This window comes from Bradyrhizobium sp. Ai1a-2 (assembly GCF_000426245.1).
GTDB lineage: Bacteria > Pseudomonadota > Alphaproteobacteria > Rhizobiales > Xanthobacteraceae > Bradyrhizobium.
Map to the genome: position 1 here is coordinate 1 of NZ_AUEZ01000041.1, position 26,920 is coordinate 26,920.

Below are 26,920 nucleotides of genomic sequence, written 5' to 3' on the forward strand. Positions count from 1 at the left end.
AGTCGGCGCGCTCGATGCACGCCTTGGCGATGCGCCGGGAGGAGTAGATGCCGCTCGCATAGCCGTTGAGCAGCAGCGCCACCATCAGGCGCGGATCGAACGGCGGCTGGCCGAGTGCACTCGTGTAGCTGCTGATAATCTCGGTGAGGTCGAGGCTCTCCCGCACCAGTTCCACGATGAACCGTGACAAGTGGTCCCTCGGTACGAAATCCTGCACGCTGGGCGGCAGAAGCTGCGGCTGATCAATCTTCCAGAGGCGAAAATACTTGCTCATCGCCGCCAATAAAATCAGACTCCCACCCAATTGAACAGGGACTACTCGGACAGGCTCCTAGACGCTCATTTTTTGACACAAAGCGCTCTTCTTCCGTGCGCTTGGGGGTGGGCTTAGGTGCAGGAACCGGTGGTGCGGATATTGCAGCAGGCACAAGATGCCGGCTGCAGGACGTCCGGCCGCCCGGGTTTTCGGATCGGATTGGTGCAATTTGCTTAACGGACGTCCTATGGAGGTTTTTCTAGCGCAGCCGCGCGGCTTTTGTGCCGGCGTGGTGCGCGCCATTGAGATCGTCGAGCGTGCGCTTCAGAAATACGGGCCGCCGGTCTATGTGCGACATGAGATCGTACATAACAAATACGTCGTCGAAAGCCTGAAAAACAAGGGCGCGATCTTCGTCGAGGACCTTTCCGAGGTCCCGTCGAACGCGGTGACCGTGTTCAGCGCCCATGGCGTGGCGCGCAGCGTCGAGGAAGAGGCCGCCGCGCGCGGCCTGCCGGTGCTCAACGCCACCTGCCCGCTGGTCACCAAGGTCCACAACCAGGGCAAGCGCTATATGTCCAAGGGCCGGTCACTGGTCCTGATCGGGCATGCCGGCCACCCCGAGGTCGAGGGAACCATGGGCCAGGTTCCAGGCCCCGTGCTGCTGGTCCAGAGCGTCGAGGACGTCAACGCCCTGACGCTGCCGGCCGATACGCCGATCGCCTACATCACCCAGACCACCCTGAGCGTAGATGACACACGCGACATAATTCTGGCGCTCCAGGCCCGGTTTACAGATATTCAAGGTCCTGACATCCGGGATATCTGCTATGCCACACAGAACCGCCAGTCTGCGGTAAGGGATCTAAGCAAATTGGTGGATGTCATCCTGGTGGTGGGGGCCGCCAACAGTTCCAATTCCAATCGGTTGCGTGAAATCGGCACCGAGGCGGGCGTCGCCAGTTATCTCATTGCCGATGGCAGCGAACTCAACCCAGAATGGCTGAACAATGCAAAGACCGTCGGCATCACGGCGGGTGCCTCGGCGCCCGAGGTGCTGGTCGACGACGTGATCGAGGCGTTACGGCGCATCGGACCGGTCGAGGTGTCGGTCCTGTCGGGCCGGGAGGAGAACATCGAATTCCGCCTGCCGGCCGAACTGACCGCGGGCTGATCAAAACTTCGTCGTGAGAGTCGAGAGAGAAAGCTTGTAATGGCAATACCCTTCTTCAAGGAAATGCGCATCGGCGGCTATCTGCTCAAGCAGAAGCTGCTGGGCCGCAAGCGCTATCCGCTCGTGCTGATGCTTGAGCCGCTGTTTCGCTGCAATCTCGCCTGCGTGGGCTGCGGCAAGATCGACTATCCGGACGCGATCCTCAACCGCCGTATGACCGCGCAGGAATGCTGGGACGCGGCCGATGAGTGCGGCGCGCCGATGGTCGCGATCCCCGGCGGCGAGCCGCTGATCCACAAGGAGATCGGCGAGATCGTCCGCGGCCTGGTGGCGCGCAAGAAGTTCGTCTCGCTCTGCACCAACGCGCTGCTTCTGGAAAAGAAGCTCGATCTGTTCGAGCCGTCGCCCTATTTGTTCTTCTCGGTACATCTCGATGGGCTGAAGGAGCATCACGACAAGGCCGTGTCTCAGAAGGGCGTGTTCGACCGCGCGGTCTCCGCGATCAAGGCGGCCAAGGCGCGCGGCTTCACGGTCAACGTCAATGCCACCATCTTCGACGGCCATCCGGCGGAGGAAATCGCAAAATTCCTCGACCTCACCACCGAACTCGGTGTCGGCGTCTCGATGTCGCCGGGCTACGCCTATGAGCGCGCGCCCGACCAGGAGCACTTCCTCAACCGCACCAAGACCAAGAAGCTGTTCCGCGACGTCTTTGCGCTCGGCAAGGGCAAGAAGTGGAATTTCATGCATTCCGGCCTGTTCCTCGACTTCCTGGCCGGCAACCAGGAATATGAGTGCACGCCGTGGGGTATGCCGGCGCGCAACATCTTCGGCTGGCAGAAGCCCTGCTATCTGCTCGGCGAAGGCTACGCCAAGACCTTCAAGGAGCTGATGGACACCACGGACTGGGATTCCTACGGCACCGGCAAGTACGAGAAGTGCGCCGACTGCATGGCGCATTGCGGCTACGAGCCGACCGCCGCGATCGCGGCGCTCAACAACCCGCTGAAGGCCATGTGGGTGTCGATGCGCGGTATCCGCACCAAGGGTCCGATGGCACCCGAGATCGACCTCTCGAAGCAGCGCCCGGCGCAGTACATCTTCTCGGAGCAGGTCCAGAAGAAGCTCTCCGAGATCCGCCGCGACGAAGCGCTGGCCGCCGAGCAGAAGGCCGCACAGAAAGCCTCGACCGCCGCGTAAGGCGCGAGCAACGCCGAATCAGCAAAAGGCCCGACCGTCGATGACGGTCGGGCCTTTTGTTTTGTTCGTAGCTGCTCTGTCCGTAGCCCGGGTGGAGCGAAGCGCAACCCGGGATGCCTGCGATCCGGGCACTGGCCGACATAGGTCGACGGCACTGGCCTGTTTTAACCCCCGTGGCCTGAGTTGAATTTCGCTGTGGCAAAAAGCGCCAAGCTCTGTTCATGCCTCCGTTGGACCAGGCGGAAACGCCTAGTCCGGCGCGGATCGCTACGGCTTTTTGAACAGGCTTGGCTTAGGAGTTACGGCTTCCCACAGCCCGGCAATTTGCCTGCACGCGCCCCGGATGTCGCGGAGGCGGACGGCATGGTCTGCGGCCGGCCCAATCCTCTCACCGAGCCGCACGTCCGCAACGAAGCAAAGATCGCGGTCCGAAACTCCCAATGCACCCTTCTGGGCTTCCAACAAAAGCTGCTGCATCGCCACCATATAGCGCGCCATTTCGCGCCGAATTTCGCCCCGACGCTCCCGGGTTTCCGGCCTCTTGCCACCAGCCGGATCGGGCGCTTTCGCCACCCTCAGAATGCCCGCACCGACGCGGTTCGGTGCCCCACCACCAACAATGAAGTCGGGACGGATTGAGATCATGACGCTTTCAATCTCAATGGCCTCGAAGGTTGGTGCCTCACTGAGAGCCATAGAGCGCATGCCAAGCGCGTTTTCGTTCCGCTCAAACAAATCGATGATTTCGAGGCAGCGCAGGGCTTCATCTCGCTGCTTTGGCGTGATATCGGCCGCCTCGGATTTTGTGGTTAACGCGTCCTTAACCCGAAGCAGAGTGTCCTGCGAACGTCGAGGGTCTTGGTTGTACGCTCGGAGCGCCCTCATAGCTTCGCCATTGGCGGTCACAATGGGCGGACGGGAATACTTGCTGTCATGCAAGATGTTCTGTTGCCCATCCGGGCGCAGGATCAAATATTCGGCCAAAGCCGCAGCCGACATGCGCGGTTCGCGACGTTCGCGGACCGAGGGATGAAGCGCAGGAGACAAAGCCATGGATGAAGACCTATCTGTTGCAATCGACAACCACAAAAGACTGTGGCTCACTGAGATTTCCCGCGTCACCTTTGAAGACCAGGCTCTTGACGACCTTGGTGGTGATGGTGGCGTCTTTGTCGTATTGGAAGATAGCGTTGAAGGGACTTTTGAAGTCCTCGCCAAAGCTACTTCGATTTGGTCTGGCGAATCACTCTTGAACCTATTTGCCAATGCACTCCGGAAAACGCCACAACTAACTTTGGTCTCTCAATCCTGACGCGGCGGGAGGCCATTTGCCTTTCAATATTCAGCGTCACCGGTGGTGGCGGGATTGGTGCGTCCTTGTAGATCAGCTTGAAGCTGCCCTCTAACAGTTGAAGCCAAAGCTTACGCTCCTGTTCAGGCCAGACATCACCCGACTCCAGGAAGGGAAGCAGGGTGAGTCATAATGACTCACGAAAAAGCCTTGCGGAATCAATGATTCTGTTACTCTGCCATCCGAGGAGATTCGGATGGCAGATCCAACTTACAACTTGAACGGCGGCTTTAAGCCGACAATGAAAAGGTTCGCTGATCTCAGCGGGCCCGATTTTTTCCCTACACCCCCATGGGCCACGTTCGCGCTGATCGACAACGAAAAATTCAACGGCGAGATTTGGGAGAGCGCGTGCGGGGATGGGACCATGTCCCGCGTATTAGAGCAAACCGGACAGCCGGTTCGCAGCTCTGACTTGTATGATCGCGGCTACGGAGAAATCGGCTTTGATTTTCTTGAACCGAAATGGTCAGCCGACAACATCGTAACGAACCCGCCGTACAACTGCGCCGAGGGGTTCATCGCAAGCGGCGTCAAGCACTCTAACCGAAAGTTCGCTTTGCTGTTGCGGCTTGCCTTCCTTGAGGGCGCGAATAGAGCGAACACAATATTCACCAAAATACCGCCCGCGCGCGTCTGGGTTTTTAGCGAACGCATCACGTTTTACCCAAGCGGCGTTGAGCCGAAAGGGAGCGGAACAACGGCCTATGCGTGGTTTGTTTGGGATAAAGATGCTCCGGGCCGAACCGAATTGAAGTGGTTCAAGCCCGGCTACAAGGCGAAGTTCGCCTAGCTAGGCGGCAACCTCGCGACCCGGCAGCGCCAAGCCGCCGGGTATGGCGACAAGCTTGCCTTCATAGATTGCGTTTCCGGGCGAAGCTTTATGCGAGGTGATGTTGCGGACCTGCTGTTCCCACAGCGCTTCACCCGGTCTAGTCGGTGACGGCGCAAGGTCCTCAGCAGACAGCGTTAGGTAATTCGGAATTTCTTCAACCAACTCTTTAATGGTCGCACGACCAGTAAATCGATCAGTAAGAACCTTAATGGCCGCCTCAGCAACTTCAGCCTCAGTAACTCGGGACATATTCCCTACCTCCATTCTGGTGGAGTCCGTAAATGGGGTTCCCGGTTGTATTTGCCAGTGGCCTATTTCAAAAAAGCGAGTGACCTATTTCGGCCAGTACCCCCTCGGCGCGGGATTAGGCCCTCTTCAATCTCCGAAAGTAACCATTCCGACTTGGGTGCGTGCGACCATCACCAGTCTTCGATCGGCAATGCTCATTCCACTGAGGTCGGAAACAGTTCCGTAGCCCGGGTGAGGCGAAGCGCAACCAGGGACACCTGTATCGGCCATGCGAGCGGCCCGGGTTACGCTAACGCTTCACCCGGGCTACGGCCCCAGCGGCTACGCCGCCGAGCGAATCATCGGCTCCACGGGGACGAGGCTCTCGCCGCCCAGCAGGAAGCCACGGCAGCCGCGCAAGGAGCGCAGCGCTCGATTGAAGTCGATTCCGGTCGAGACCAGCGAGCGCAGCGTCAGCGGATTGCGGGCCACGCCGCGCAGCACCTTGCGCAGGTCGATGTCGCCGTTCGGCTTGACCGCGGTCTTCGCCAATTCCGGCAGCGCGCGGTGGGCGGGATCGCTGATCACCCGGAGCGCAGCGAACGGTATGCCCGCCTTGCTCGCGTAGGCCGCAGCGATGTGGCTCTCCATGTCGACGGCGGAGGCACCGGTTTCCGAGCGCAGCGCCGCCTTGCAGGCCCTGGCCGCAATCACCTGTTCGACGCCGGCAAGCCCGGCCCTGACGATCTTGCGGCGCCTTAATGTGGCGCTGGCAACCATCTCCTCGTTCAAGGCCATATCGGCCAGGAATCGGGTGTCGCCGGAGAGCACCTCCGTCGCCACCACGACGTCGCCCGATCGCAACGCGGGATCGAGCCCGCCGGCCACGCCGAACGAGATCACGCCGCGGAACGACGACGAATCGAGCGTCGCCAATAGCGCGCGAAGCTGCTGCGGGTCGCTGGAACTACAAATGACGATCATGCCCGGCCCAGCTGCAATGCGAGCCTCTTGCACTAATCCCGTCACAATCAAGACCGGCCGCGGATCCAGCATTTTCCCCACAGTCGCGGCGGCCCCCGCCCCCAGATTCACATTCCGACCCCTACCACCCTGCTGTTCGTGTTTCGCAAATTCCGATACCGCGCTAGCGCCCAGAGCGGGAAGAACTTGGAGTAACCATGATAACGCAAGTAAAACACACGCGGAAAGCCTGTAGCCGTGTAACGCTGCTCCTCCCAGAGTCCTTTTTCGCTCTGTGTGCTTTTTAGGTACTCCACCCCCCGGCGGACTGCGGGATTTTCGACCTCTCCTGCCGCCATCAAGGCAAGCAAGGCCCATGCCGTTTGCGAGGAAGTCGAAGGCGCGGCCTCATAGCCCCGATAATCGAGCCGGTAGCTGACGGCGTCCTCGCCCCAGCCGCCGTCCTGATTCTGGATCGAGGCCAGCCAGTCCACCGCTTTCCGAATCATAGGGTCCTGATGGTCGACGCCTGCGGCGTTGAGCGCGCAAAGCACCGACCAGGTGCCGTAGACGAAGTTCAGCCCCCAGCGGCCGTACCAGGAACCTTCGGCAAGCTGGGTGCGGCGCAGATAGGCAATGCCGTCGGCGACCGCCTTGCTGGACTTTTCGGTCTCACCGAGCTGCGCCAGCATCGAGACGCAGCGCGCGGTGACGTCCTCGGTCGGCGGATCGAGCAGCGCGCCGTGGTCGGAGAACGGGATGTTGTTGAGATAATATTCGAGGTTGTTGACGTCGAAGGCGGCCCAGCCGCCGTCGCGACTCTGCATGCCCTCGATCCATTCGCGGGCGCGGTCAATCGCCGAGTCGTACTCCTTCGTACCGCTATGACGCCGCTCCCGGTCCATCGTCATGACGACAACAGCGGTATCGTCGAGGTCGGGATAATGATCGTTGTTGTACTGGAACGCCCAGCCGCCCGGCCGCACGTTGGGCGCCTTCACCGCCCAGTCGCCCTTGAAATCGAGCACCTGGCGCGGCTTCAGCCAATCGAGCCCCTGTTTGGCCTTGGCAAGGGTCTCCTCGCCGCCGGCCTCCTGCAGCGCATGGCACGTCAGCGCGGTGTCCCACACCGGCGATACGCAGGGCTGGCAATAGGCCTCGTGCTCGCGAATCACCAAAAGCTTCTCGAGGCCGCGCCGCGTGAGGGCACGCGGCGGATAAGTCTCATCCTTGCCGAGCGCGTCATACATCATCACGATGTTGGCCATCGGCGGATAGATCGCGCCCATGCCGTCCTCGCCGTTCAACCGCTCTTCGATGAAGGTGAGCGCGGCATCGATCGCACGCTGGCGCAAGCTCTTCGTGAAGAGCGGCTCAACCACGCGCAGCACGCTGTCGAGCCCGCGGAACAGCAGGAACCAGCCCCAGCTCTGATGCGGCGCCTTCGAAGGCATGCAGACGGACTTGGGGTCCTGCAGGAACAGCTCGTCGACGCCGACGCCCTTCGGGTTCTTCGCCCGCGGCTTCAGCGCGGCCAACACCATCAGCGGCACCATCGTGGTGCGCGCCCAGTAGGAGATCTTGTTGATGTGGAACGGCGACCACAGCGGCAGCAGCATGATCTCGACCGGCAGCACCGGCGTCGCACGCCAGGTCACGACGCCAAACAGCGCCAGCAGGAAGCGCGTGAAGACGTTGCTCGCCGCCGCTCCGCCGCGCGAACGGATCGCCTCGCGCGCTTTCACCATATGCGGCGCGTCGACGGAATCGCCGATCATCTTGAGCGCGAAATAGGCCTTCACGCTCGCGCTCATGTCGAACGGACCGTCATGCACCAGCGGCCAGCCGCCATGGGCACCCTGCACGCGGCGGAGGTAGTTGGCGATCTTTGCTTCCAGCACGCTGTCGACGGGCTCGCCGAGATAGTGGCACAGCAACACATATTCCGCCGGGATCGTGCTGTCGGCTTCGAGTTCGAACACCCAATGTCCGTCGGATTGCCGATGGCCGAGCAGCGCCTCGGTCGCCGTGGAGATGCTCTTCTCCAGTGCGACCGGATCGACGGCGGCGGTATCGCTGACGGAATCCATTTTGCTCGATTACTCCTTACTCTTAGCTCATGCTGCCGCATGCGCGGCGTGTGTCAGTGCCTTGCCAGGACCAGATCGGCAGCGCGGTCACCAGATCGCACCGATCCCTCGATCGTTGCCGGCAGTCCCGTATCAGTCCAATCGCCGGCGAGAAACAGGTTTTTGTAGGCGGTCACTGCGCCGGGCCGCAGAGCGTGCTGTTCCGGCGTGGCCTCGAATGTGGCACGTCGCTCGCGCACGATCTGCCAAGGGGGCAATGGAGGCGGCAAATCGCCACCAACGCCGGCGGCCTTGCAGACATCGCGCCAGATCGCCTGCGCCAGTTCCTCGCGCGGCATATCGACGAGACGATCGCCATTGCTGATCGTGACCGAAAGCCGCTGCGGGAACGCGAACAACCATTCCACGAGGCCACCGATCACGCCGAGGATCGGCGCAGCATTGGGCGGCGGATCGAAGCGGAAATGCGCGTTCACGATGGCGCGGAATTTGGTGGGGATCTTCAGGCCTGGCACCAGCGATGCCGCTGCGCGCGGCGGGACTGCGAGCACCACGGCGTCACTGGGCGCAAGATCGATCATGTCGTCGCCGAATTTCAGCTCGCTGACATGATCGGACACCGTGCCGAACTGCCGCAGTTCATGGCTGAACCGCACGCTCGAACCCCTCTCCTGCAGCAGCTTCACCGCCGGTTCGATCAAGACCGAGCTCAAACCGTCGCGCGCGATCAGCGGCCGGCAGGACTCGCCGCCGGCAAGCAGGGTCTCGCGTACGATCGCTCCGGCCAGTCCCGCCGAGCCCTCGGGCGGATCGACATTGAGCGCGGCGAGCAACAGCGGCTGCACCAGACGATCGTACAGTGTGCCCTTGCATGCGATGGTATCGCCGACCCGCTTGTCGGTCCCGGCCCAGGCCAGCGGCGCCAGCGCAAGGTAGTCGCGCAAGCTCGTATCGGGCACGCGGCGCGCTTCGTCGAATACCCAGAGCGGCAAGCGGGACGAGCCGAGATCGAGTTCCCAGCGCTTGCCGCTTGCAAGATCGACAAAGGGAAATTTCGCGCGTTCCGGCCCGACCAGCCCAGCCTCGGTGCCGATCGATTTTGCATAGGCCAGCGCATGGCGATTGCCGGACAGCAACAGGTGATTGCCGTTGTCGATGGTGAGATTGGTCGCGGCATCGAAATAAGAACGGCAGCGGCCGCCGGCCTGCTGCGTCGCCTCGTGGACGTGCACCGTGTAATTCGCGTTGGAAAGGCGAACGGCCGCTGAGAGGCCGGAAATACCGGCGCCGATGATATGAACGGTCTTTTGCATCAGATCTCAGATGAACGCGTAACGAAGAAGGATGCCGATCTTTTGCATTTTGCTGACGTGAACGGGCCCGCGCGGCGCGGCAAAGCCGCGGGCAATCAGGAGGTCGAGAATTGCGCCATAGTACTTCGACATGATCCGCGGCGCGCGGACCGCGCGGCGCGAGTTACGCTTCATGATCTCATCCGCCTTCTCGAAATGCTTTTTCGCCCGTTCGGCGAGCGGCAGGCACACTCGCGGCAAGTTGCGTTCGGCGATCACCCGCTGGGGATCGTTGGACGTAATACCGGCATGCAACAGCATCTCGCGCGGCAGATAGAGCCGTCCGAGACCGGCGTCCTCGTCGACGTCGCGCAGGATGTTGGTGAGCTGCAGCGCGCGGCCAAGATGATGCGCGAGCAGGATGCCGTCGTCCTCGGGCAGGCCGAACACCCGCACCGAGAGCCGGCCGACCGCGCTCGCCACGCGATCGCAATAGAGATCGAGCGTCGTCATGTCGGGCGCGCGGATGTCCTGCGGCACGTCCATCTCCATGCCGTCGACGATGGCAAGAAAATCCTCACGCTTCAGGCCGAAGGACTTGACCGAGGCGACATAATCCTTGAGCCGCGGCGGCGGATTGCCCTGGTACAGGGCATCGATGTCGTCACGCCATTGTTGCAGCGCTGCCAGCCGCTCGTCGCGCGGGCCGTGGGAATCGGCGATGTCGTCGACCTGACGGCAAAAACTGTAGATCTGGAACATCGCCTCGCGCTGCGCGCGCGGCAGAATCCGCATCGCGGCGTAGAACGAACTGCCGGACGCGGTGGTGTCATAATCTGCGTTGGCCGCCGCCGTCTCAACGCTCATGCGCCGGCCGCCGTTTTTGACACGGGCCGGCGCCCAACGGCGCGGCGGGCCAACTCGCCGACAGCGCCGCCAAGGCTGTGGCCGAGCATTTCGAGCGGACTGAGATGCACGCGCTCGCTGAGCGGATCGCGCACCTTCAGCATGTTCACGATCTTGTCGGCGAATGCCTGGATCACCGATATCTCCACGCCCAATCGCAAATCCTTCACTTCGGCGGCGAGCGATTTGCTTTCGGCAAGCAGCGCCTCGGTGCGCACCGCCAGCGCCTGCAGGCATCGCAGCAGCGGCGGCGGCGACTTCGGCTCCCCGAGCATCTCGACGGTGGCGCCGGATGCGGCCAGCGCATCGCGCGGGAGGTAGATGCGGTTGAGATTCTTGTAGTCCTTGGCACAATCCTGCAGGTGATTGTTGATCTGCAAGCCCGCGCACAGCGCGTCCGACGCGGTCCAGGTGGACGTGCTCTCGCCGTGGACATCGAGCATGAAGCGGCCGACCGGCATCGCCGAGTAGCGGCAGTAATGGATCACCTCGTCCCAGTTCTCGTAGCGCAGTTTTGTCACGTCCATGCGGAACGCGGTCAGCACGTCGAGCGCGTGGCGTGGTGGCATCGCACGCTCGGCGAGTGCGCGGCGCAGATTGACGGCTTCCTTTTGGGTGTCTCCCTCGCCCAGCAGCTCCTTCTCGAGCAGATCGAGATAGCGAAGCTTTTCGTCCGCCGGCAACGTTGCATGGTCGGCGATGTCGTCGGCGGTGCGGACGAAATTATAGAAGGAAAGGATCAGGGCGCGATGACGCGGATGAATGATCCACGACGCGACTGGAAAATTCTCGTCGCGGTGGGTCTTCCCGGATCGCAGTTCGCTCGCGCTTGTCATCAGGAACCGGCCACATTCGCCCTGGCTAAGGGGCATGCGCCAGACGTTGTGCGCATGCGGTGGATTGCGTGCCCCATATAGGGGAATACGCGACCAAAACCAATGCTGTATGGGCAATGTGTGCGGCTCCTGTGCCCAATATCACACAGTGGGCACAGGCTCTCTTTGCGGCAATTTTTCGCGTGCAAAATGCGGCGTTACTGCCCGTGGGTCTTCAATACCTGGTCGCAGGCCGCGCTGATCTTGCTGCGGTTCTCCTTCAGGCACGCGAGGATGGTGAAGTCGCCCTGATCGATCACCGCGCGGCAGTGCTTCTGAACGTCGCGGGTGCAGGCCTTCTGTTCCTGCGGCGTGCCGCTGCGCGATTGCTGCTGGGCGAAGGCTCCGGATGAAAGCGGGATCGACAGCAGCGCGAGGGCCAATAGAACTTTACGCATCGTATTCCTTCATTTTCGACAGCAAAAAATCCTGTTCCGGAAGTTGCATTTCGGCAGGACCCGGCACGGATTTATTGGGATTTGCGCCGCCGCGTAGCAAAGCGACGAAGAAAGGACAAGCGCTGCTAAATGCGGCCAAATTTGCGGCGTTGTAAAGCGCTATCTAATCAGTTGAAAAACCAAGAAATTCCTTTCGATCACGGTTCGCTACAGACTGTTGCAGCGTAGATGCCGATAACGGATGGACAGACACGAAGTGACATGCTTCTTGATTCTGTCGGGCAAAAATGACGTGTTTTCTGCGACTCTGCCGGCTATGACAGGCTGGGTGGGTCGTTTGAACCTGTGGGATCGCGATCAGCACTAAGTGTTCGATGCGGCGAGGCGTATCTTGAAGAAGGTCGTCTATTTTTGATGGGAAAACTCACAATGAAGCGGTTTGGTTTGGGCTTGTTCGGTCGCGCGATCACCGCGGCCGGCATTGGCGCGGTGGTCATGTTGTCGGTCAGCGCGGGCAACGCCCAATCATCGGGACCATTCGCCGGTTTTGACGGATCGTGGAGCGGTTCGGGCACCGTTGCGCTCTCCAACGGCACCACCGAACGGATCCGCTGCAAGGCCAGCTACAAGGTCAACGCCACCGGGCTTGGCCTGAAGCAGAGCCTGAATTGCGCCAGCGACAGCTACAAGTTCGACCTCTCCAGCGACGTGACGAGCCAGGGTGAGCGCATCTCCGGCAACTGGAGCGAGAGGAGCCGCAACATCTTCGGCAACCTGCAGGGTACCGCGGGCGGCGGCCAGATCGAGGTGTTCGTCGAGGCGTCCGGATTCGCCGCCACGCTGAACCTGCGCGCCCACGGCAACAGGCAGGTCGTGCAGATCGACTCCAAGGGTGAGATCCGCGGCGTCAACATCACCCTGACGAAGGGCTGATAGGGTCCGCGAATTCTGTGGCCCGGGTGAAGCGACAGCGTAACCCGGGCTGCGACACTGCGATCGCGGGGCGGTGTCCCCGCACCTACTCAGCCGACGCAGCACCGTCCCAGCGCGCACAGAAGGCCTCGATATCCGTCGACTGGAACTCGCCCAGGCGCGCCATGATGGTTTCGAACGGCCAATCCCACCAGGCGATCCGCGCAAGCTGTGCCGCGATCTTGCGATTGAACCGCTCGCGGATCTGGCGAGCCGGCACGCCGCCGACGATGGTGTAAGGCGCCACGTCGCGCGTCACCACGGCGCCCGCCGCCAGCACCGCGCCATCCCCCACCCTGACACCGGGCAGGACGATGGCAGCGTGTCCGATCCACACATCGTTGCCGATCACCACCCGATCGCCCCGCCGCTCGGCAAAGAACGTGCGATCACGTTCGGCCGTCTCAGAGTAATATTCGGGGCAGTAGGTGAAACGGTGCAGCGACGGACGGTCGATCGGATGGTTCGGTGCGCCGATGCGGACCTGCGCAGCGATCGCGCAGAACCGGCCGATCTCTGCATCCCCGACCATGCAGCCAGGGCCGAGATAGGAGAAATCGCCGAGCTGCGAATACTCGACGGAGGTATCGCCGAGTATCTCGCAGCTCTTGCCGATCGTGCTCTCGCGCAGCTTGACCGTCGGCTCGATGACGGTCTCGGCGATCTTCGGGCGCGGACGAAGCGCTTCGTTCATCTGATGTTTCCTTGAGACGGCGCGGTCAGGACATCATGCCATCGCCGGGCGATGACATGCCGCGCGTGTGATAGAACAGTTCGACCAGCTTGCCGCGCTTGCCGGCGAGCGAGAAGATATATTCCGGCGAGCCCACATCCATTTCCGTGATCGCCACTTTCGCGATGCGATCGACGCGGCTCGAGCCGTACTCCCAGATGAAGCCGACGCCAAGCCGGTGCGCAACCGCCTCCAGCATGCCCTCGCGTGTGTTCACGACAAGCGCCGGCGTCGGCTGCAGATTGGCGGCGCGAAACGCCTTGTCGAGCGCGCGCTGCGCCGATGAATCGCGGTCGCGAAACACCAGCGGATATTGCACGAGATCGGCAACCGATACCCGCGCCTGACGGCTCAGCGCGTGGCCGGGATGGCAGATCGCCACCACACGCTGCTGCACGCAGGCCTCGCGGCGAAAACGGTTGCCCTCGGGAACTTCGGGAAGCACGCCGACGTCGACACGCTGATCGACCACGGCGCCGACGATGGCCGACCAGCTGCCGATCTCGACATTGACCTGGATCTTCGGAAACAGCTTCCGGAACGTCGCGATCAGCGACATGCCCGGCATCGCGTTGCCAAGGCCGATCCGCAATTCACCGCCAGACACTTCGTCGCGCTGCTCCAGGATCGCAAGCGCATCCGCCTCGATCGCCTGGACTCGCTGCGTCGTCGCGTAGAGCCTGCGGCACAGCGGTGTGGCCACCAGCGTCTGCCCATGGCGATCGAACAGCGCAACGTCGAATTCGGCTTCGAGATCGCGTACGAGTTGCGCCACAGCCGGCTGCGACACACCGAGCCGCCGCGCCGCGCCCGCAAACGTTCCACTCTCGAACACCGCGTTCACCGCTCGCACGCGGGACCACGTCAAAGCCAATGTCGGTTACCCCTGGTTGCCGCGACACCGCTTGGCCATCAAAGCAAAGCCTGCGTTCAGCCTAAGAAAGGCTTTTGAACGTTATGTGACTGTCAGACCTCCTCCGTAACCCTGTGCACCAACGACACGGCTTGATGCACGGGGCAACATGGCAACGATCGAACTCAGCGCCATCAGGAAATCGTTCGATGGCACGGAGATCCTGAGGGGCGTCGACCTCAGGATCGAGAATGGCGAGTTCATCTCGCTGGTCGGTCCTTCCGGCTGCGGCAAATCAACGCTGCTGCGCGTGATCGCGGGCCTCGAGCCGCAGAGCGCCGGCGAAGTCAGCATCGACGGTATCGCCGCCGACGGTATCAGGCCGAGCGCGCGCAACCTCGCGATGGTGTTCCAGTCCTACGCGCTCTATCCGCACCTGAGCGCGTTCGACAATATCGCAGTGCCCTTGCGCATGCGGCGCCTCTCGGCGATCGAGCGCCTGCCGCTCGTCGGCGCGCTGCTGCCGAGCCGACGCCGCAAGGAACGCGGCATCCGCGACGACGTGGCAAAGGTCGCCGAGCAGCTCGAAATCGCGCATTTGCTTGGCCGCAAGCCGGCGCAACTGTCGGGCGGACAGCGGCAACGCATCGCGGTCGGACGCGCCATCGTGCGCCAGCCGGTGGCCTTCCTGTTCGACGAGCCGCTGTCCAATCTCGACGCCAAGCTGCGCGTCCATATGCGCGCCGAGCTCGCGCAACTGCACCGCCGGCTGAACGCGACCTTTGTCTACGTCACCCATGACCAGGCCGAGGCGATGACGATGTCGAGCCGGATCGCCGTGATGATCGACGGCGAGCTGGTGCAGGTCGGCACGCCCACCGACATCTACGACAACCCGCGCGACATACGTGTTGCCGAATTCGTCGGCAGCCCGAAGATCAACGTCCTGCCCGGGCGCATCCGCGAGGGCGGCCGCATCGAGGCGCTCGGCGTTGCGCTGCGGCTGACGAGTTCTGCCGCACCTGGCGCCTGCCGCATCGGCGTGCGTCCGGAGCGGATCGAGCTCGGCAGCGGGCCGTTCGCCGGCCACGTCGTTCACGCCGAGAACATGGGCTCGGAAGCGTTCCTGCATCTCGGCGTCAACGGTAGCGACGTGCGCCTTGTGGCGCGCATCGACGACCCGAGGCGGCTGCCGCCGATCGCAACCCCGGTCTCGTTCGGCTTCGCAATGGATGCGGTGCGCGCCTTCAATGCCGAGGGCAAGCGGATCGAGGTCGAGATCGAGCATGCCGAGCGCGTGCGGGAGCGGGCCATTGTCTGACGCCGCAACCATCGACACCGCCGCGGTCGCCGCGCCGGCTGCACGCGCAAGCCTGCGAAAACGCGACCAGCGGGCGCTGACGGCCTACGGCCTGGTCGCGCCGGCGTTCACGCTGATGCTGCTCATGCTGCTCGGCCCGCTCGCGAGCGTGATCGCGCTCTCCTTCACCGACTATCAGCTCGGTGCGCCCGCGTTCTCCTGGATCGGCCTTGCCAACTACCAGGACATGTTCGCCGACCGGGTATTCTGGATCTCGCTGCGCAACACGCTGACCTATGTCGTGATCGTGGTGCCCGGCGCGGTGACGCTCGGCCTGGCCATCGCGCTCCTGATCGAAAGCGGCGCCAGCCTGCGCGGCCTCTACCGCACCATCTACTTCCTGCCTGTCATGGCGACGCTGATCGCGATGGCTGTGGTCTGGGAATTCATGCTGCATCCGCAGTTCGGCCTGGTGAACGGGCTGTTGCGCGGCGCCGGGTTGCCGGCCTTCAGCTGGCTGCAGGACCGCAGCACCGCGCTCTATGCGCTCTGCGCGATCGGCATCTGGCAGGCGGTCGGCTTCAACATGGTGCTGTTCCTCGCCGGCCTCGTGTCGATCCCCAAGCAGCTCTACGAGGCCGCCGAGATCGACGGCGCCGCGAGCGCCTGGGCACGGTTTCGCCTGGTGACCTGGCCGATGCTAGCGCCCGTGACGACCTTCGTCATCGTGATCAGCGGCATCCGCTCGTTCCAGGTGTTCGACACCGTGCACATCCTCACCAAGGGCGGGCCGTCGAAATCCTCCGAGGTGCTGATCCACACCATGTACACCGAGGGATTCGAGTTCTTCCGCTCGGGCTACGGCGCCGCGCTGACGGTCGTATTTCTGGTGTTCGTCCTCCTGCTCACATTGATCAAAGCGAGGCTCGCCGATCGCGGCGTGCAAACCGCATGAACACTCTTCGCACGATGCTCTGGCCCGCCGTCCGCCACATCCTGCTGATCGCAGGCGCCCTGGTGCTGCTGGCTCCGTTCATCTGGATGATCTCGACCGCGTCGAAGCCGCCGGAGGAGGTGTTCTCCAGCGAGCTGCATCTGATCCCGCATCATTTCGCGTTGTGGGACAATCTGAAGATCGCTTTTGCCAAGGCCAATCTCTGGCGCTTCCTGCTCAACGGCGTGATCGTCACCGTCTCGATCTTCGTGCTGCAGGTGCTGATCTCGCTGCCCGCCGCCTATGCGCTGGCGAAGCTGCGCTTCCTCGGCCGCGACACGCTGTTCGCGCTGGTGCTGTTCGGAATCCTGATCCCGCCGCAGGCCACCGCGATCCCGGTATTCCTGCTGCTGCACAAGCTCGGCCTGCTCGACAGCTACGCAGCGCTCGTGCTGCCCTTCACCATCTCTGTATTCGGCATTTTCCTGATGCGCCAGTTCTTCAAGTCGGTCCCCGATGATCTCGTGGACGCGGCGCGCATGGACGGCATCTCCGAGTTCGGCATCGTCTGGCGGGTGATGCTGCCCGCCGCCATTCCCGCGGTCACCGCATTCGGCATCTTCTCCGTGGTCGCGCACTGGAACGATTATTTCTGGCCGCTGATCGTGCTCAACAGCGAGCAGTTGCGCACGCCGCCGCTGGCGGTGGCGCATTTCCGCAACAACGAGGCCGGCACCAATTACGGCCCGCTGATGGCGGCGGCGATGGTGATCATCGCGCCGCTCCTGATCGCCTTCCTGCTCGCGCAACGCCGCTTCATCGAAGGCATCACTCTGACCGGAATCAAGTAACGCGTCACCTCAAACAGGGAGCCTGTCCTATGCTGAAATCGTGGATCGCCGGAGCCGTGCTGTCGCTTGCCGCCAGCGCGTCGCTGGCACAAACGCAGACCGAGATCGTGCTGCAATATCCATATCCGGAACTGTTCACCGAGACCCACAAGCGCATCGCTGAAGAGTTCGCCAAGGAACGGCCGGACATCAAGATCACGCTGCGCGCGCCTTACGAGTCCTATGAGGACGGCACCCAGAAGGTGCTGCGCGAAGCAGTGACGAACCAGATGCCGGACGTCACCTTCCAGGGCCTGAACCGCATCCGCGTGCTCGTAGACAAGAACATCCCGGCCCAGCTCGACGATTACATCGCCGCCGAGAAGGATTTCGACCGCCAGGGCTTCCACCAGGCGATGTTCGACATCGGCACCGCCAGCGGCAAGATCTACGCCCTGCCCTTCGCGATCTCGCTGCCGATTGTTTATGTCAATCTCGACCTCTTGAAGCAGGCCGGCGGCGATCCGAACAACCTGCCGAAGACCTGGGACGAACTGATCGCGCAGGCGAAGAAGATCAAGGCGCTCGGCCCTGACATCAACGGCGTGACTTACGTGTGGGACATCACCGGCAACTGGCTGTGGCAGGCGCCGGTGTTCGCGCGCGGCGGCACCATGCTCAATGCGGATGAAACGAAAGTCGCCTTCAACGGTCCCGAAGGGCAGTTCGGGATCCGGATGCTCGCCCGCCTCGTCAATGAAGGCGGCATGCCGAACCTCGACCAGCCCGCGATGCGCGCGGCCTTCGCCGCCGGCAAGACAGGCTTCCACATCACCTCGACCTCCGATCTGAACAAGGTCACGCAGATGATCGGCGGCAAGTTCGAATTGAAGACCCACACTTTCCCCGACGTCGTGTCGCCGAACGGCCGCCTGCCGGCGGGCGGCAATGTCGTGATGATCCTGTCAAAGGACAAGGCGAAGCGCGATGCGGCCTGGGACGTGGTAAAGTTCTGGGCCGGGCCGAAGGGCGCGGCGATCATGGCCGAGACCACCGGTTACATGCCGGCCAACAAGGTCGCCAACGAAGTCTACCTGAAGGACTTCTACACCAGGAACCCGAACAACTATACCGCGGTGAGCCAGATGGCGCTGCTCACCAAGTGGTACGCCTTCCCCGGCGACAACGGGTTGAAGATCACCGACGTGATCAAGGACCATATGAACTCGATCGTCAGCGGCGCGCGCTCCAAGGAGCCCGATGCCGTGCTCGCCGATATGACGGCCGACGTGCAGAAGCTGCTGCCGAAGACATCAGGCGCGGCGCGCTAGAGCATTTTCGGTTCTGATTGAATCAGAACCGAAGCTCTAGATTCTTGTTTTGACGCGTTTTCTTCACGCGAACCGGTATCCACTTCGCTAGAAAACGCTCTAACGCCTTTCGAAACCCGCTGCGGGGCGTATCATGCGCCCTGCAGCTCATTTGCGGAGCGTCCCCATGAAACTCATCCATATGAGCGATATCCATTTGACAGCGCCGGGTGCGACCATCGGCGGCCGCGATCCGCGGAAGAACTTTGAACGCGCGCTGACCCACATCCTCAGGGATCATCATGACGCCGAACTGATGGTGATCACCGGCGACCTCTCGGATTGGGGCGACCGCGACGACTATCAATGGCTGAAGCAACGCCTTGAATCGTTCCCGATCCCGGTGCGACTGTGCATCGGCAACCACGACAGCCGCGCCAACTTCCTCAGCGTGTTTCCCGAACTCACCGGCGAAGGCGGTTTCGTGCAGGGTGTCCATGATCTGCCCGCAGCGCGCTGCCTGTTCCTCGACACCGCGCAACCCGAAACGCACGCCGGCCGCTATTGCGACGAACGGCTCGGATGGCTTGCAGCACAACTCGCCGAGCATGACGGGCCGTTCCTGCTGTTCATGCATCACAACCCGATGCCGGTGCACATCGCTCCGCTCGATCAGATCCGCCTGCTCGACGACGCCGCCTTCCGGCAACTGGTGGCGCGGCATCGCGAGCAGATCCGGCATATCTTTTTCGGCCATTGCCACCTGCCGCTGGCGGGATCGGTGGCCGGCGTTCCCGTCTCCTCGCTGCGCGGCACCAACCATGCGAGCTATCCACTGTTCTCGGAGACAAAACTCCTGAGCGCGTCGGATCTGCCTGAAGCCTACGGCGTCGTGTTCTTCGGCGAGGACTACGTCACGGTACACATGGTCGAATTCGGTTACATTGGTCCGATCCGCATCGAAGGTTCGCCCGACTATCAGGCCTGGAACCGGGAGACCATGATCCGATGAAATTTGTCGTCCTGACCGACACCCATTTCGTCGCCCGCGGCCGCAAGATCTACGGCCTCGATCCGGCCGAGCGGCTCGCCACCGCGATCGCCTGCATCAACCGTGACCATCCCGATATCGCCTTCGTCATCGTCACCGGCGACCTCGCCCATTGGGGCGAGGACGCGGCTTACGAACATCTTGCCGACGTGCTGGCGCGCCTGAACGCGCCGACCATCCTGATGATGGGCAATCACGACCGCCGCGATACCTTCGGCCGATATTTTCCGGGCGTCATCAGCGACGCCTGCGGTTTCGTGCAATCCATGCAGTTGTTCGACGCCGCGACCATCGTTACCCTCGACACATTGAACGAGGCGGCTCCGAACCACGAGGGCCTGCTCTGCGAGCGCCGGCTCGCCTTCCTCGAGCACGCACTGACCTCAGCGCCAACGGACCGCCCGCTGCTGCTGTTCCAACATCATCCGCCATTCGACACCGGCCTGCGCTACATGGACACCATCCGGCTCGCCAATCCAGACGCCGAATGGGCGGTGATCGCGCGCACGCGCCGGCCGGATTACCTGTTCATGGGCCATCTGCATCGGCCGATCGCAGGGCTCTGGAACGGCATCCCCTTCCATATCCAGCGCGCACTCGCGCATCAGGTCGCGTTCGACCTCAAGACCGAGGGCCACATTCCCGGCTCGCACGAAGCGCCGGACTATTCGCATGTGACGGTGAGCGGCGGACAGATCGTGATCCATCAGTGCTCTTTCATGTATGCCGGCCCGCGCTTCTCGCTGCACGACCAGGCCGCGGTGAACGGCGCGCTGGGTTAACCAGGGCGCCTACTCCGCCGCCTTGGCTTGAGGCGGCGGTGTCGCCCTGCCCCGCAATTTTTCCGACAGGTTGATCAGGAACATCGCGGTCGGCCGGAGGATGAAGAGATCGGCGACGAGGGCTGCGATCATCGAGAAGGCGGAGAGCCAGCCGAACAGGCGCAGCGACGGCAGGTCGGAGAACACGGTCACCACCAACCCGCAGGCCAGCACCACCGTGGTCAGGATCAATGCAGGTCCGACCAGCACCGTCGCGCGCTCCACCGCGAGCGCGGCGCTGATGCCGGGCTTGCGCTCGAGCCTCAGGCGGTTGAGGAAGTGGATGGTCGCCGAGAGGCCGAGGCCGAACGATACCGTCAGCGCCACGACGCTCGCAAATTGCAGGCCTTCGCCGAGCAGCCACAACACCGTGCCCGACAGCACCACCGGGAAGATGCCGGGCAGGATGCAGGAGAACATCACGACGACGGAGCGGAAGGCGAGCCCGATGAAGATCGCGACCAGGGCGAACTCGATCGTCAGCCCGTGGTTGAGCTTTTCGATCATGCTGGCGCTGTTGCGCGCGGCGATCGCGGACAGGCCGGTGACCGCGATCTCGTAGCCGGGATGCTCGGCGCGCACCTTGTCCAGCGCGTGATCGAGCTTGTCGACCACCGGCAGGATCTCGCTTGAATCGAGATCGGGCACGCGGCCGGACACCACCACGGCATCCTGGTTAGCGGAGATAAAGCGCCGCACCAGATGTTCGGGGATGACGCTGACATATTCCTTCAGCGTCGCCACGTCGGTTGTACCAGCCTTCTCGGCAAGCCAGCGACGCAGCGTTTCCAGCGACCAGACATTGCCGACGCCGGCCGCGCCTTCGACCGTGGAGTGAACCTCAGCGATCACCTTCAAGGTCTCGGCCGAATAGAGTGAAGCGCCCTTCGGGAATTCGATCAGCACGTCGATCGGATTGGCGCCGGTCAGCTTGGCGTCAAGCCGATTGCTGGCCTCGACCGCCTGCCGCTTGTCCGGCACCTGGTCGGCAAGCCGATAGCGCGGCTCAAGATTGGCATAGATGATGCCGAGCCCGCCGACGAAGATCAGCGCGATCAGGCTGAACAGCCCGGGCCGGCTGACCATGCGTACCGCGATCCAGTAGCAGAAATTGCGCAGCGCCTGCACGCCAGCATCCGCGCTCTGGAACTTGACCGCGAAGATCCGCTCGTTGCGCACGAACAGCACGCCGAACACCGGCACCAGCGACAGCACCGCGAGCAGCGCGATGATGGTGGCGGCAAGCCCCGCCTCGCCGAATTTCCGGATCAGGTCGGAATCGGAGAACTGCAGCGCGATGAAGGAAATGCCGGCGGTGGCATGCGTCAGCACGCAGGCCGGCCCCACCACCCGGACGGCATTGGTGAAGGCGCTCAATTTGTCCTGCCCCGCGATCAGCCGGTCGCGCGCCGCGAAGGTGAGCTGCATCGAGTCGGAGAAGCTGATCACCATGATGAGCGGCGTCATCACGTTCAGGAACATGTTGAGATTGAAGTTGGCCCAGCCGAGACCGCCGAGCGCGAGCAGGATCGCGATCATCGGCGGGAATGCCGCCACCACCATGAAGGAGATCTTGCGGAAGAAGATGATCGCGATGATGCAGCCGGCAAGGATGCCGAGGACGTTGTAGGTCAATCCGTCGCGCTCGACCGCGTTGCGGATCTCGAGCTGCATCACCGGCACGCCGGAAAGCTGGGCGTCGAGGCCGCTGCCGGAGAGGTCGTCGGCCATCACCTTGCGGATATCGCCGACCGCGGTGCTCAGCTTATTGCTTGAGACCACTTCGGGATCGAGCGACAGCACGACCAGCGCCAGCGTGCCGTCCTCCGACAACAGCTTGCCGCGAATGATCTCGTTGGATTTCACCGTCTCGACGAACTTGTCGAAGGCCGCGCCTTCCGGCAGTTCGTTGGGGAATAGCGCCGCCGGCAATTTGCCGGGCTCCGGCGCCTGCCGCGCCGAGAACAGCGAGACCAGGCCGCGCACGCCGTCGACCAGTTGCAGGTCGGTGACCATGTCGCGCAATTTCTCGAGGTTGTCGCGCGCCAGCAGCGTCTTGCCCTCGACCACGACCAGCACGTCGAACTCGGTCGCCGGGAAGCGCTTCGTCACCTCCTCATACTGCTTGTAGTCCTTGGTGTTGGAGCGGAACAGTTGGGAGAGCGAATCATCGATCTTGATCCGCTGGATGCCGAACACGGCCGCGATCATCAGCGCGATCAGCACGATCAGCGAGACGACCGGCGCCTTGACCGCGATCAGCCCGATGCGTTCCAGCCCGAAAGCGATGCTGGGTCCCTGCGGCGGCTCCTCGACCTTTCCGACGTGGACCTGACTTTCGGAATTCTTTTCGAGCATGCCCTGTCCAGTTCTGAAATCGGCGCGAATTGTCTAGCTTGGGTTTTACGGGCGTGAACAACGCTCTGCGGCCACTTCCAATCGGCACTAGCCTTTGAAAACACGGAAGTATTGACCGCCGCCGGTTTTACAGGCCCCTCCCCCGCCTCGCAAGCACGAGGGAGAGGTCAAATCGGCGTGTGCGGTACAAAAATAGCCATTAAGTATCTGATTTGTCACAGGGGGCAGGAGCGGATCGGACTGACGCAATCCCGCTCTCATCCCTTTGTTCGAACGTGATCTTTTCGCGGATCATGAGCTCAGGGCGCACCCAACTGCGGCGGAATGCCTCCGCTCTCGTCCTTCAACGCAACACCGGTGATCTCGCGGCTCAGTCCTTCGTGGACCAGCCACGCGATTCGGCAGGCAGCCTCCTCGTAAGTGAGGCCCGCGCGATGAATGTTGGAGATGCAGTTTCGTTCTGCGTCCGTGCGGCCGATCCGCGGCGCGAAGGTCAGGTAAGCGCCGAGGCTGTCGGGCGCGGACAGGCCGGGCCGCTCGCCGATCAGCAGCAGGACCATGCGCGCGTTGAGAAGCGCGCCGATCTCGTCGCCCAGCGCAACACGCGCGCCCGAAGCGATGACAGCCGCACCGACATCGATCCGGCCGGCCGCAAGCTGCGGCAGCAAATGGCGAAGCAGTTCGACCGCATGGACATTGACCGCGGTCGGTGACAGGCCGTCGCCGATCACAAGGGCCAGTTGGCTGGACGTGCCGCCGTGGCTTTCCAGTGAGCGTCGCGATTCGGGATCGAGCATGCGTCCGAGATCGGGACGCCTGAGATAGTCGCGCCGATGCCGCGCCTGGCTCGACACCTGGAGCGGCTGGACGCCGAGGTCGTTCAATCCCGCAATCAGGGCCTCAAGATCGAAGGCAGCATGAACGGCGTCGCGAGCACGGGCATGGTCGAGCGTGAAGTGCAGCAGCGCCTCGGTCGGCAGGCTGGCGCCGGAACGGCCGAGCCCGACACGCGCCGGCGTCAATTCCCGCAAGCGGGTCAGCGAAAGGGGCGGCGGCGCCGGCGGCTTCATTTCCGGCTACTCGGCAGGCACCGAAGCTTCGCGCAGCCGGATCGAATAGTTCGACGCATTCTGCTGGCCGCTCGAAGCCGCACGCGCGAACGTGATCAGGTGATGCGCGATCATCGAAGATGCGATCAATCCCTCGATGTCGCCGCGGCGAAGCCGCCCGAGCGCGAACTTCCAGAATGTCCGCTTGTAGTCGCCGAGCACGCCGACCTGCCAGAAGATGTTGCGCAACATGATCAGCCCGCGCCTGATATTGGCCCAGCTCTTCTTTTCGGGGATCATCGGCACCTTCACGCGGTTGGCGTAGGTGTAGTCGCATTGGTGCTCGTAACGCGCGAACAACTTTTCAGGCTCGTAGGCCACCTCCATGCACCGCTTCCACGAATTGATGACCTCATCGTAGGGCAAGAGGAACTCGACGTTGGAGTCGCGACCGTCGTCGTCGACGAGGCGCCCTTCGCGCTCGAGCCGGTCCCAGAGCGGCGTCTTCGGCAGCGCCTGCAGCAGGTTGATCGTCAATAGCGGAATCCTGGATTCATCGACGAAAGCGAGCAGCGCGTCCCCGGTCTCGGGCTTATCGGTGTCCAAGCCCATGATGATGCCGGAGACGACTTCCATGCCGTAGGAATTGATGGTCTGTACGCCTTCCAGAATCGGGACCATCATATTGTGGTCCTTGTGCATCGCCTTCAGCGCGTCGGGATCGGGCGTCTCGATGCCGCAGAAGATGGTGACGAAGTAGGCTTCGCGCATCTTCTCGAGGATCTCGGGCCGCTTGGCGATGTTCAGCGTCGCCTCGCAGGCCAGCCGCACGACGTAGCCGGTCTTCTTCTGCCACTCGATCAGATGCGGCAACAGATCCAGCGCCGCCTTGCGGTTGCCGATGAAATTGTCATCGACGAAATAGACCGTGTCGGTCATGCCGCATTCTCGCAGCCGCTCGAGCTCGGCGATGATCTGCTGCGGCGTCTTCAGGCGCGGGTTGCGGCCGTAGAGGCCGGGGATGTCGCAGAACTCGCACTGATAGGGGCAGCCGCTGGAGAACTGGATGCTGCCGAGGAAATAGCGTTTCGTCTCCGCAAGCTCATAGGCCGGGATCGGAAACTCCGTCATCGGCACACGGTCCATGGTCTTCAGGACCACCTGCTCGGCGGGACGCGACGTGTCGCGCGCAAGCCGCGCAATCAGCTCATTGGTGGCGTCGCCGAGCTCACCGACGTGAAGATAGTCGAAGGACGGATAGTAGTCCGGGCAGGCGCTGACCGACGGGCCGCCAAGGGCGACGGCAAGATCGAAGGCATGCGCACGACGGCAGATGTCGTTCATGTGGTGGCGCTGGATGTGCATGCCACTGACGAAGACCGCCTCCGCCCACTCGAAATCTGCGTTGCCGGCGGGACGGATGTTCTCGTCGATGAAGCGGACCTGCCAGTTCTCCGGCAGATAGGCGGCGATCAGCAAGAGCCCCTGCGGCGGCATGAAGGCCTTGACGCCGTCGGTCAAGGGATAGGCGTATTCGAACGTACCGAACGCCGATGTGTAGCGCGGGAAGACGCAGAGGATGCGTCGTGCCGTCTCGATGCCCTCAGCTCTCATCAAAACTTCCTTAAGACGAGCCTAAACCAAATGTAAGCACGGCATTGAACGCTGGGCCAGAAATTCTTCAAGATTGTGGCGGTGCACACGCGCAGGGAACGGGGCGTTGCCAAAGCGCACTGCGAGGACGGAACGCCGAGTCTCAGGCGATCAGGCGCGAGGCAAATTCGGGCAGCAGTTCTGCACCGTCGGCAAGCCGGAAGTCCTTTCCTGCGAGGCCCGCGCGCAACAGCCAGTCGTCGAATTGGGGCGCCCGCTTAAGACCGAACACGTCCCGGATATAGAGCGCGTCGTGGAACGACGTCGACTGGTAATTCAGCATGACGTCATCGGCGCCCGGCACCCCCATGATGAAGGTGACACCGGCCGCGGCCAGCAGCGTCAGGAGATTGTCCATGTCGTCCTGGTCGGCCTCGGCGTGGTTGGTGTAGCAGACGTCGACGCCGAGCGGCAGGCCGAGCAGCTTGCCGCAGAAATGATCCTCCAGGCCGGCGCGGATGATTTCCTTGCCGTCGTAGAGATATTCCGGGCCGATGAAGCCGACCACGCTGTTGACGAGCAGAGGATCGAAGGCGCGGGCGACCGCATAGGCGCGGGCCTCGCAGGTCTGCTGGTCGACGCCGTGATGGGCATTGGCCGACAGCGCGGAGCCCTGCCCGGTCTCGAAATACATGACGTTGTCACCGACCGTGCCGCGGCGAAGCGACAGTCCGGCCGCCCGCGCTTCGCCGAGCAGCGCAAGATCGACGCCGAAACTGCGGTTGGCGGCTTCCGTCCCGGCGATCGACTGGAATACCAGATCGACCGGCAGGCCCTGCCCGATCAGCCCCAGCGTCGTCGTCACATGAGTCAGCACGCAGCCCTGGGTCGGGACTGAAAGGCGCGTGATGATGTCGTCAAGCAGTCTCAACAGGCCGCCGATGACATTGGGGTCATCGCTTGCCGGATTGATGCCGATGCAGGCGTCGCCCGATCCGAGCAGGAGCCCGTCGAGGATCGAGGCGGTGATGCCCTTGACGTCGTCGAAGGGATGGTTGGGCTGCAGCCGCGTGCTCATCCGGCCGCGCAGCCCGATGGTGTTGCGGAAGCGGGTCGTCACCTCGCATTTCTTGGCCACCAGAATCAGGTCCTGGTTGCGCATCAGTTTCGACACCGCGGCCGCCATTTCCGGCGTGATGCCGCGGGACAGCTTCTGCAGCGCGTCGGTCGTCGCGGCATCCGACAACAGCCAGTCGCGAAACCCGCCGATGGTCAGTGACGAGACGGTGGCAAAAGCCGCTGCATCATGGGTATCGAGGATCAGGCGGCTGACCTCGTCGTCCTCGTAGGGAATGACCGCCTCGTTGAGGAACTGCTTCAGCGGCACATCGGCGAGCGCGATCCGCGCCGCGATCGTCTCCTCCGCACTTCCGGCCGCGATCCCCGCAAGGCGGTCGCCGGAGCGCGGCGGCGCGGCCTTGGCGAGCAGGTCGCGCAAATCGCCGAACACGTAGGAGGTGGCACCGATGACGTGGCGATAGAGCATAA

26 protein-coding genes are annotated in these 26,920 nt (G+C 62.8%); 11 read left to right on the top strand and 15 right to left on the bottom strand.

Going from position 1 to position 26,920, the window contains the following annotated elements; translation table 11 throughout:
* A partial coding sequence (locus K288_RS46415; RefSeq protein WP_160168997.1) for a transposase occupies window positions 1-283 on the bottom strand: 283 nt, incomplete at its 3' end.
* Between the two features lie 220 nt (window positions 284-503).
* Between K288_RS46415 and ispH the strand changes: the two genes are divergently transcribed.
* Together ispH and hpnH are read left to right on the top strand one after the other, a co-directional pair.
* Window positions 504-1,430 carry a 4-hydroxy-3-methylbut-2-enyl diphosphate reductase gene (ispH, locus tag K288_RS0124295; protein ID WP_027581902.1) on the top strand — a complete coding sequence of 309 codons (927 nt, stop codon included), beginning with the start codon at window positions 504-506 and terminating at the stop codon, window positions 1,428-1,430.
* A 39-nt stretch (window positions 1,431-1,469) separates the two neighbouring features.
* The gene (gene hpnH / locus K288_RS0124300; protein ID WP_027581903.1) at window positions 1,470-2,630 is read left to right on the top strand and encodes an adenosyl-hopene transferase HpnH; all 1,161 of its coding nucleotides are present in this window, start codon (window positions 1,470-1,472) and stop codon (window positions 2,628-2,630) included.
* Between the two features lie 267 nt (window positions 2,631-2,897).
* Here hpnH and K288_RS0124305 read toward each other — a convergent pair whose 3' ends face one another.
* A complete protein-coding gene (locus tag K288_RS0124305) occupies window positions 2,898-3,629 on the bottom strand; it encodes a hypothetical protein (protein ID WP_027581904.1) in 732 nt (243 codons plus the stop codon).
* Between the two features lie 52 nt (window positions 3,630-3,681).
* Here K288_RS0124305 and K288_RS52600 point away from each other — a divergent pair, with 52 nt between their 5' ends.
* Window positions 3,682-3,942 (top strand): hypothetical protein, encoded by a 261-nt coding sequence (locus tag K288_RS52600; protein ID WP_152535651.1) that lies wholly within the window; start codon window positions 3,682-3,684, stop codon window positions 3,940-3,942.
* A 235-nt stretch (window positions 3,943-4,177) separates the two neighbouring features.
* Entirely contained in the window at window positions 4,178-4,774 is a 597-nt protein-coding gene (locus K288_RS0124310) for a hypothetical protein (RefSeq protein ID WP_051334695.1), read from the top strand.
* On the opposite strand, the gene K288_RS0124315 is transcribed toward K288_RS0124310, so the two are convergent.
* The 7 genes from K288_RS0124315 to K288_RS0124345 form a co-directional block, all read right to left on the bottom strand.
* Window positions 4,775-5,065 carry a hypothetical protein gene (locus tag K288_RS0124315; protein WP_152535652.1) on the bottom strand — a complete coding sequence of 97 codons (291 nt, stop codon included), beginning with the start codon at window positions 5,063-5,065 and terminating at the stop codon, window positions 4,775-4,777.
* Window positions 5,066-5,386: 321 nt separating this feature from the next.
* Entirely contained in the window at window positions 5,387-6,139 is a 753-nt protein-coding gene (locus tag K288_RS0124320; RefSeq protein ID WP_027581907.1) for a phosphorylase, read from the bottom strand.
* Window positions 6,136-8,097, bottom strand: coding sequence for a squalene--hopene cyclase (gene shc, locus K288_RS0124325; protein ID WP_027581908.1), 1,962 nt, complete (start codon window positions 8,095-8,097; stop codon window positions 6,136-6,138). The genes K288_RS0124320 and shc overlap by 4 nt, the downstream gene beginning before the upstream one ends.
* A gap of 53 nt (window positions 8,098-8,150) precedes the next feature.
* A complete protein-coding gene (hpnE, locus tag K288_RS0124330) occupies window positions 8,151-9,410 on the bottom strand; it encodes a hydroxysqualene dehydroxylase HpnE (protein ID WP_027581909.1) in 1,260 nt (419 codons plus the stop codon).
* Window positions 9,411-9,416: 6 nt separating this feature from the next.
* On the bottom strand, window positions 9,417-10,256 hold the full coding sequence (hpnD, locus tag K288_RS0124335) for a presqualene diphosphate synthase HpnD (RefSeq protein ID WP_027581910.1): 840 nt from the start codon (window positions 10,254-10,256) through the stop codon (window positions 9,417-9,419).
* Window positions 10,253-11,131, bottom strand: coding sequence for a squalene synthase HpnC (gene hpnC / locus K288_RS0124340; RefSeq protein WP_027581911.1), 879 nt, complete (start codon window positions 11,129-11,131; stop codon window positions 10,253-10,255). The genes hpnD and hpnC overlap by 4 nt, the downstream gene beginning before the upstream one ends.
* Window positions 11,132-11,328: 197 nt before the next feature.
* Window positions 11,329-11,568, bottom strand: coding sequence for a cysteine rich repeat-containing protein (locus K288_RS0124345; RefSeq protein ID WP_027581912.1), 240 nt, complete (start codon window positions 11,566-11,568; stop codon window positions 11,329-11,331).
* A gap of 429 nt (window positions 11,569-11,997) precedes the next feature.
* Between K288_RS0124345 and K288_RS0124355 the strand changes: the two genes are divergently transcribed.
* A complete protein-coding gene (locus tag K288_RS0124355) occupies window positions 11,998-12,501 on the top strand; it encodes a hypothetical protein (RefSeq protein ID WP_027581913.1) in 504 nt (167 codons plus the stop codon).
* Between the two features lie 85 nt (window positions 12,502-12,586).
* On the opposite strand, the gene K288_RS0124360 is transcribed toward K288_RS0124355, so the two are convergent.
* Both K288_RS0124360 and K288_RS0124365 read right to left on the bottom strand, forming a co-directional pair.
* Window positions 12,587-13,234 carry a DapH/DapD/GlmU-related protein gene (locus tag K288_RS0124360; RefSeq protein ID WP_027581914.1) on the bottom strand — a complete coding sequence of 216 codons (648 nt, stop codon included), beginning with the start codon at window positions 13,232-13,234 and terminating at the stop codon, window positions 12,587-12,589.
* A 25-nt stretch (window positions 13,235-13,259) separates the two neighbouring features.
* Entirely contained in the window at window positions 13,260-14,126 is an 867-nt protein-coding gene (locus tag K288_RS0124365) for a LysR family transcriptional regulator (RefSeq protein WP_244443236.1), read from the bottom strand.
* A gap of 169 nt (window positions 14,127-14,295) precedes the next feature.
* Here K288_RS0124365 and K288_RS0124370 point away from each other — a divergent pair, with 169 nt between their 5' ends.
* The 6 genes from K288_RS0124370 to K288_RS0124395 all read left to right on the top strand — a co-directional run bounded on the left by K288_RS0124370 (window position 14,296) and on the right by K288_RS0124395 (window position 20,333).
* Window positions 14,296-15,447, top strand: a complete 1,152-nt coding sequence (locus K288_RS0124370) for an ABC transporter ATP-binding protein (RefSeq protein ID WP_027581916.1) — start codon at window positions 14,296-14,298, stop codon at window positions 15,445-15,447.
* Window positions 15,440-16,381 carry a sugar ABC transporter permease gene (locus K288_RS0124375; RefSeq protein WP_027581917.1) on the top strand — a complete coding sequence of 314 codons (942 nt, stop codon included), beginning with the start codon at window positions 15,440-15,442 and terminating at the stop codon, window positions 16,379-16,381. Before K288_RS0124370 ends, K288_RS0124375 begins: the two co-directional genes overlap by 8 nt.
* Entirely contained in the window at window positions 16,378-17,211 is an 834-nt protein-coding gene (locus K288_RS0124380) for a carbohydrate ABC transporter permease (RefSeq protein WP_027581918.1), read from the top strand. Before K288_RS0124375 ends, K288_RS0124380 begins: the two co-directional genes overlap by 4 nt.
* 29 nt (window positions 17,212-17,240) lie before the next feature.
* Window positions 17,241-18,521 (top strand): ABC transporter substrate-binding protein, encoded by a 1,281-nt coding sequence (locus K288_RS0124385; protein WP_027581919.1) that lies wholly within the window; start codon window positions 17,241-17,243, stop codon window positions 18,519-18,521.
* Window positions 18,522-18,687: 166 nt separating this feature from the next.
* A complete protein-coding gene (locus K288_RS0124390) occupies window positions 18,688-19,512 on the top strand; it encodes a phosphodiesterase (RefSeq protein WP_027581920.1) in 825 nt (274 codons plus the stop codon).
* Window positions 19,509-20,333 carry a phosphodiesterase gene (locus K288_RS0124395; RefSeq protein WP_027581921.1) on the top strand — a complete coding sequence of 275 codons (825 nt, stop codon included), beginning with the start codon at window positions 19,509-19,511 and terminating at the stop codon, window positions 20,331-20,333. The genes K288_RS0124390 and K288_RS0124395 overlap by 4 nt, the downstream gene beginning before the upstream one ends.
* A gap of 9 nt (window positions 20,334-20,342) precedes the next feature.
* On the opposite strand, the gene K288_RS0124400 is transcribed toward K288_RS0124395, so the two are convergent.
* The 4 genes from K288_RS0124400 to K288_RS0124415 all read right to left on the bottom strand — a co-directional run bounded on the left by K288_RS0124400 (window position 20,343) and on the right by K288_RS0124415 (window position 26,918).
* Window positions 20,343-22,730 carry an MMPL family transporter gene (locus K288_RS0124400; protein WP_027581922.1) on the bottom strand — a complete coding sequence of 796 codons (2,388 nt, stop codon included), beginning with the start codon at window positions 22,728-22,730 and terminating at the stop codon, window positions 20,343-20,345.
* A gap of 299 nt (window positions 22,731-23,029) precedes the next feature.
* Complete coding sequence (gene eutC, locus K288_RS0124405) at window positions 23,030-23,800, bottom strand: ethanolamine ammonia-lyase subunit EutC (protein ID WP_027581923.1); 771 nt, start codon at window positions 23,798-23,800, stop codon at window positions 23,030-23,032.
* 6 nt (window positions 23,801-23,806) lie between these two features.
* Window positions 23,807-25,393: a B12-binding domain-containing radical SAM protein gene (locus K288_RS0124410; protein WP_027581924.1), complete on the bottom strand. Its 1,587-nt coding sequence runs from the start codon at window positions 25,391-25,393 to the stop codon at window positions 23,807-23,809.
* A 142-nt stretch (window positions 25,394-25,535) separates the two neighbouring features.
* On the bottom strand, window positions 25,536-26,918 hold the full coding sequence (locus K288_RS0124415) for an ethanolamine ammonia-lyase subunit EutB (RefSeq protein WP_027581925.1): 1,383 nt from the start codon (window positions 26,916-26,918) through the stop codon (window positions 25,536-25,538).
* Between the last annotated feature and the right edge of the window lie 2 nt (window positions 26,919-26,920).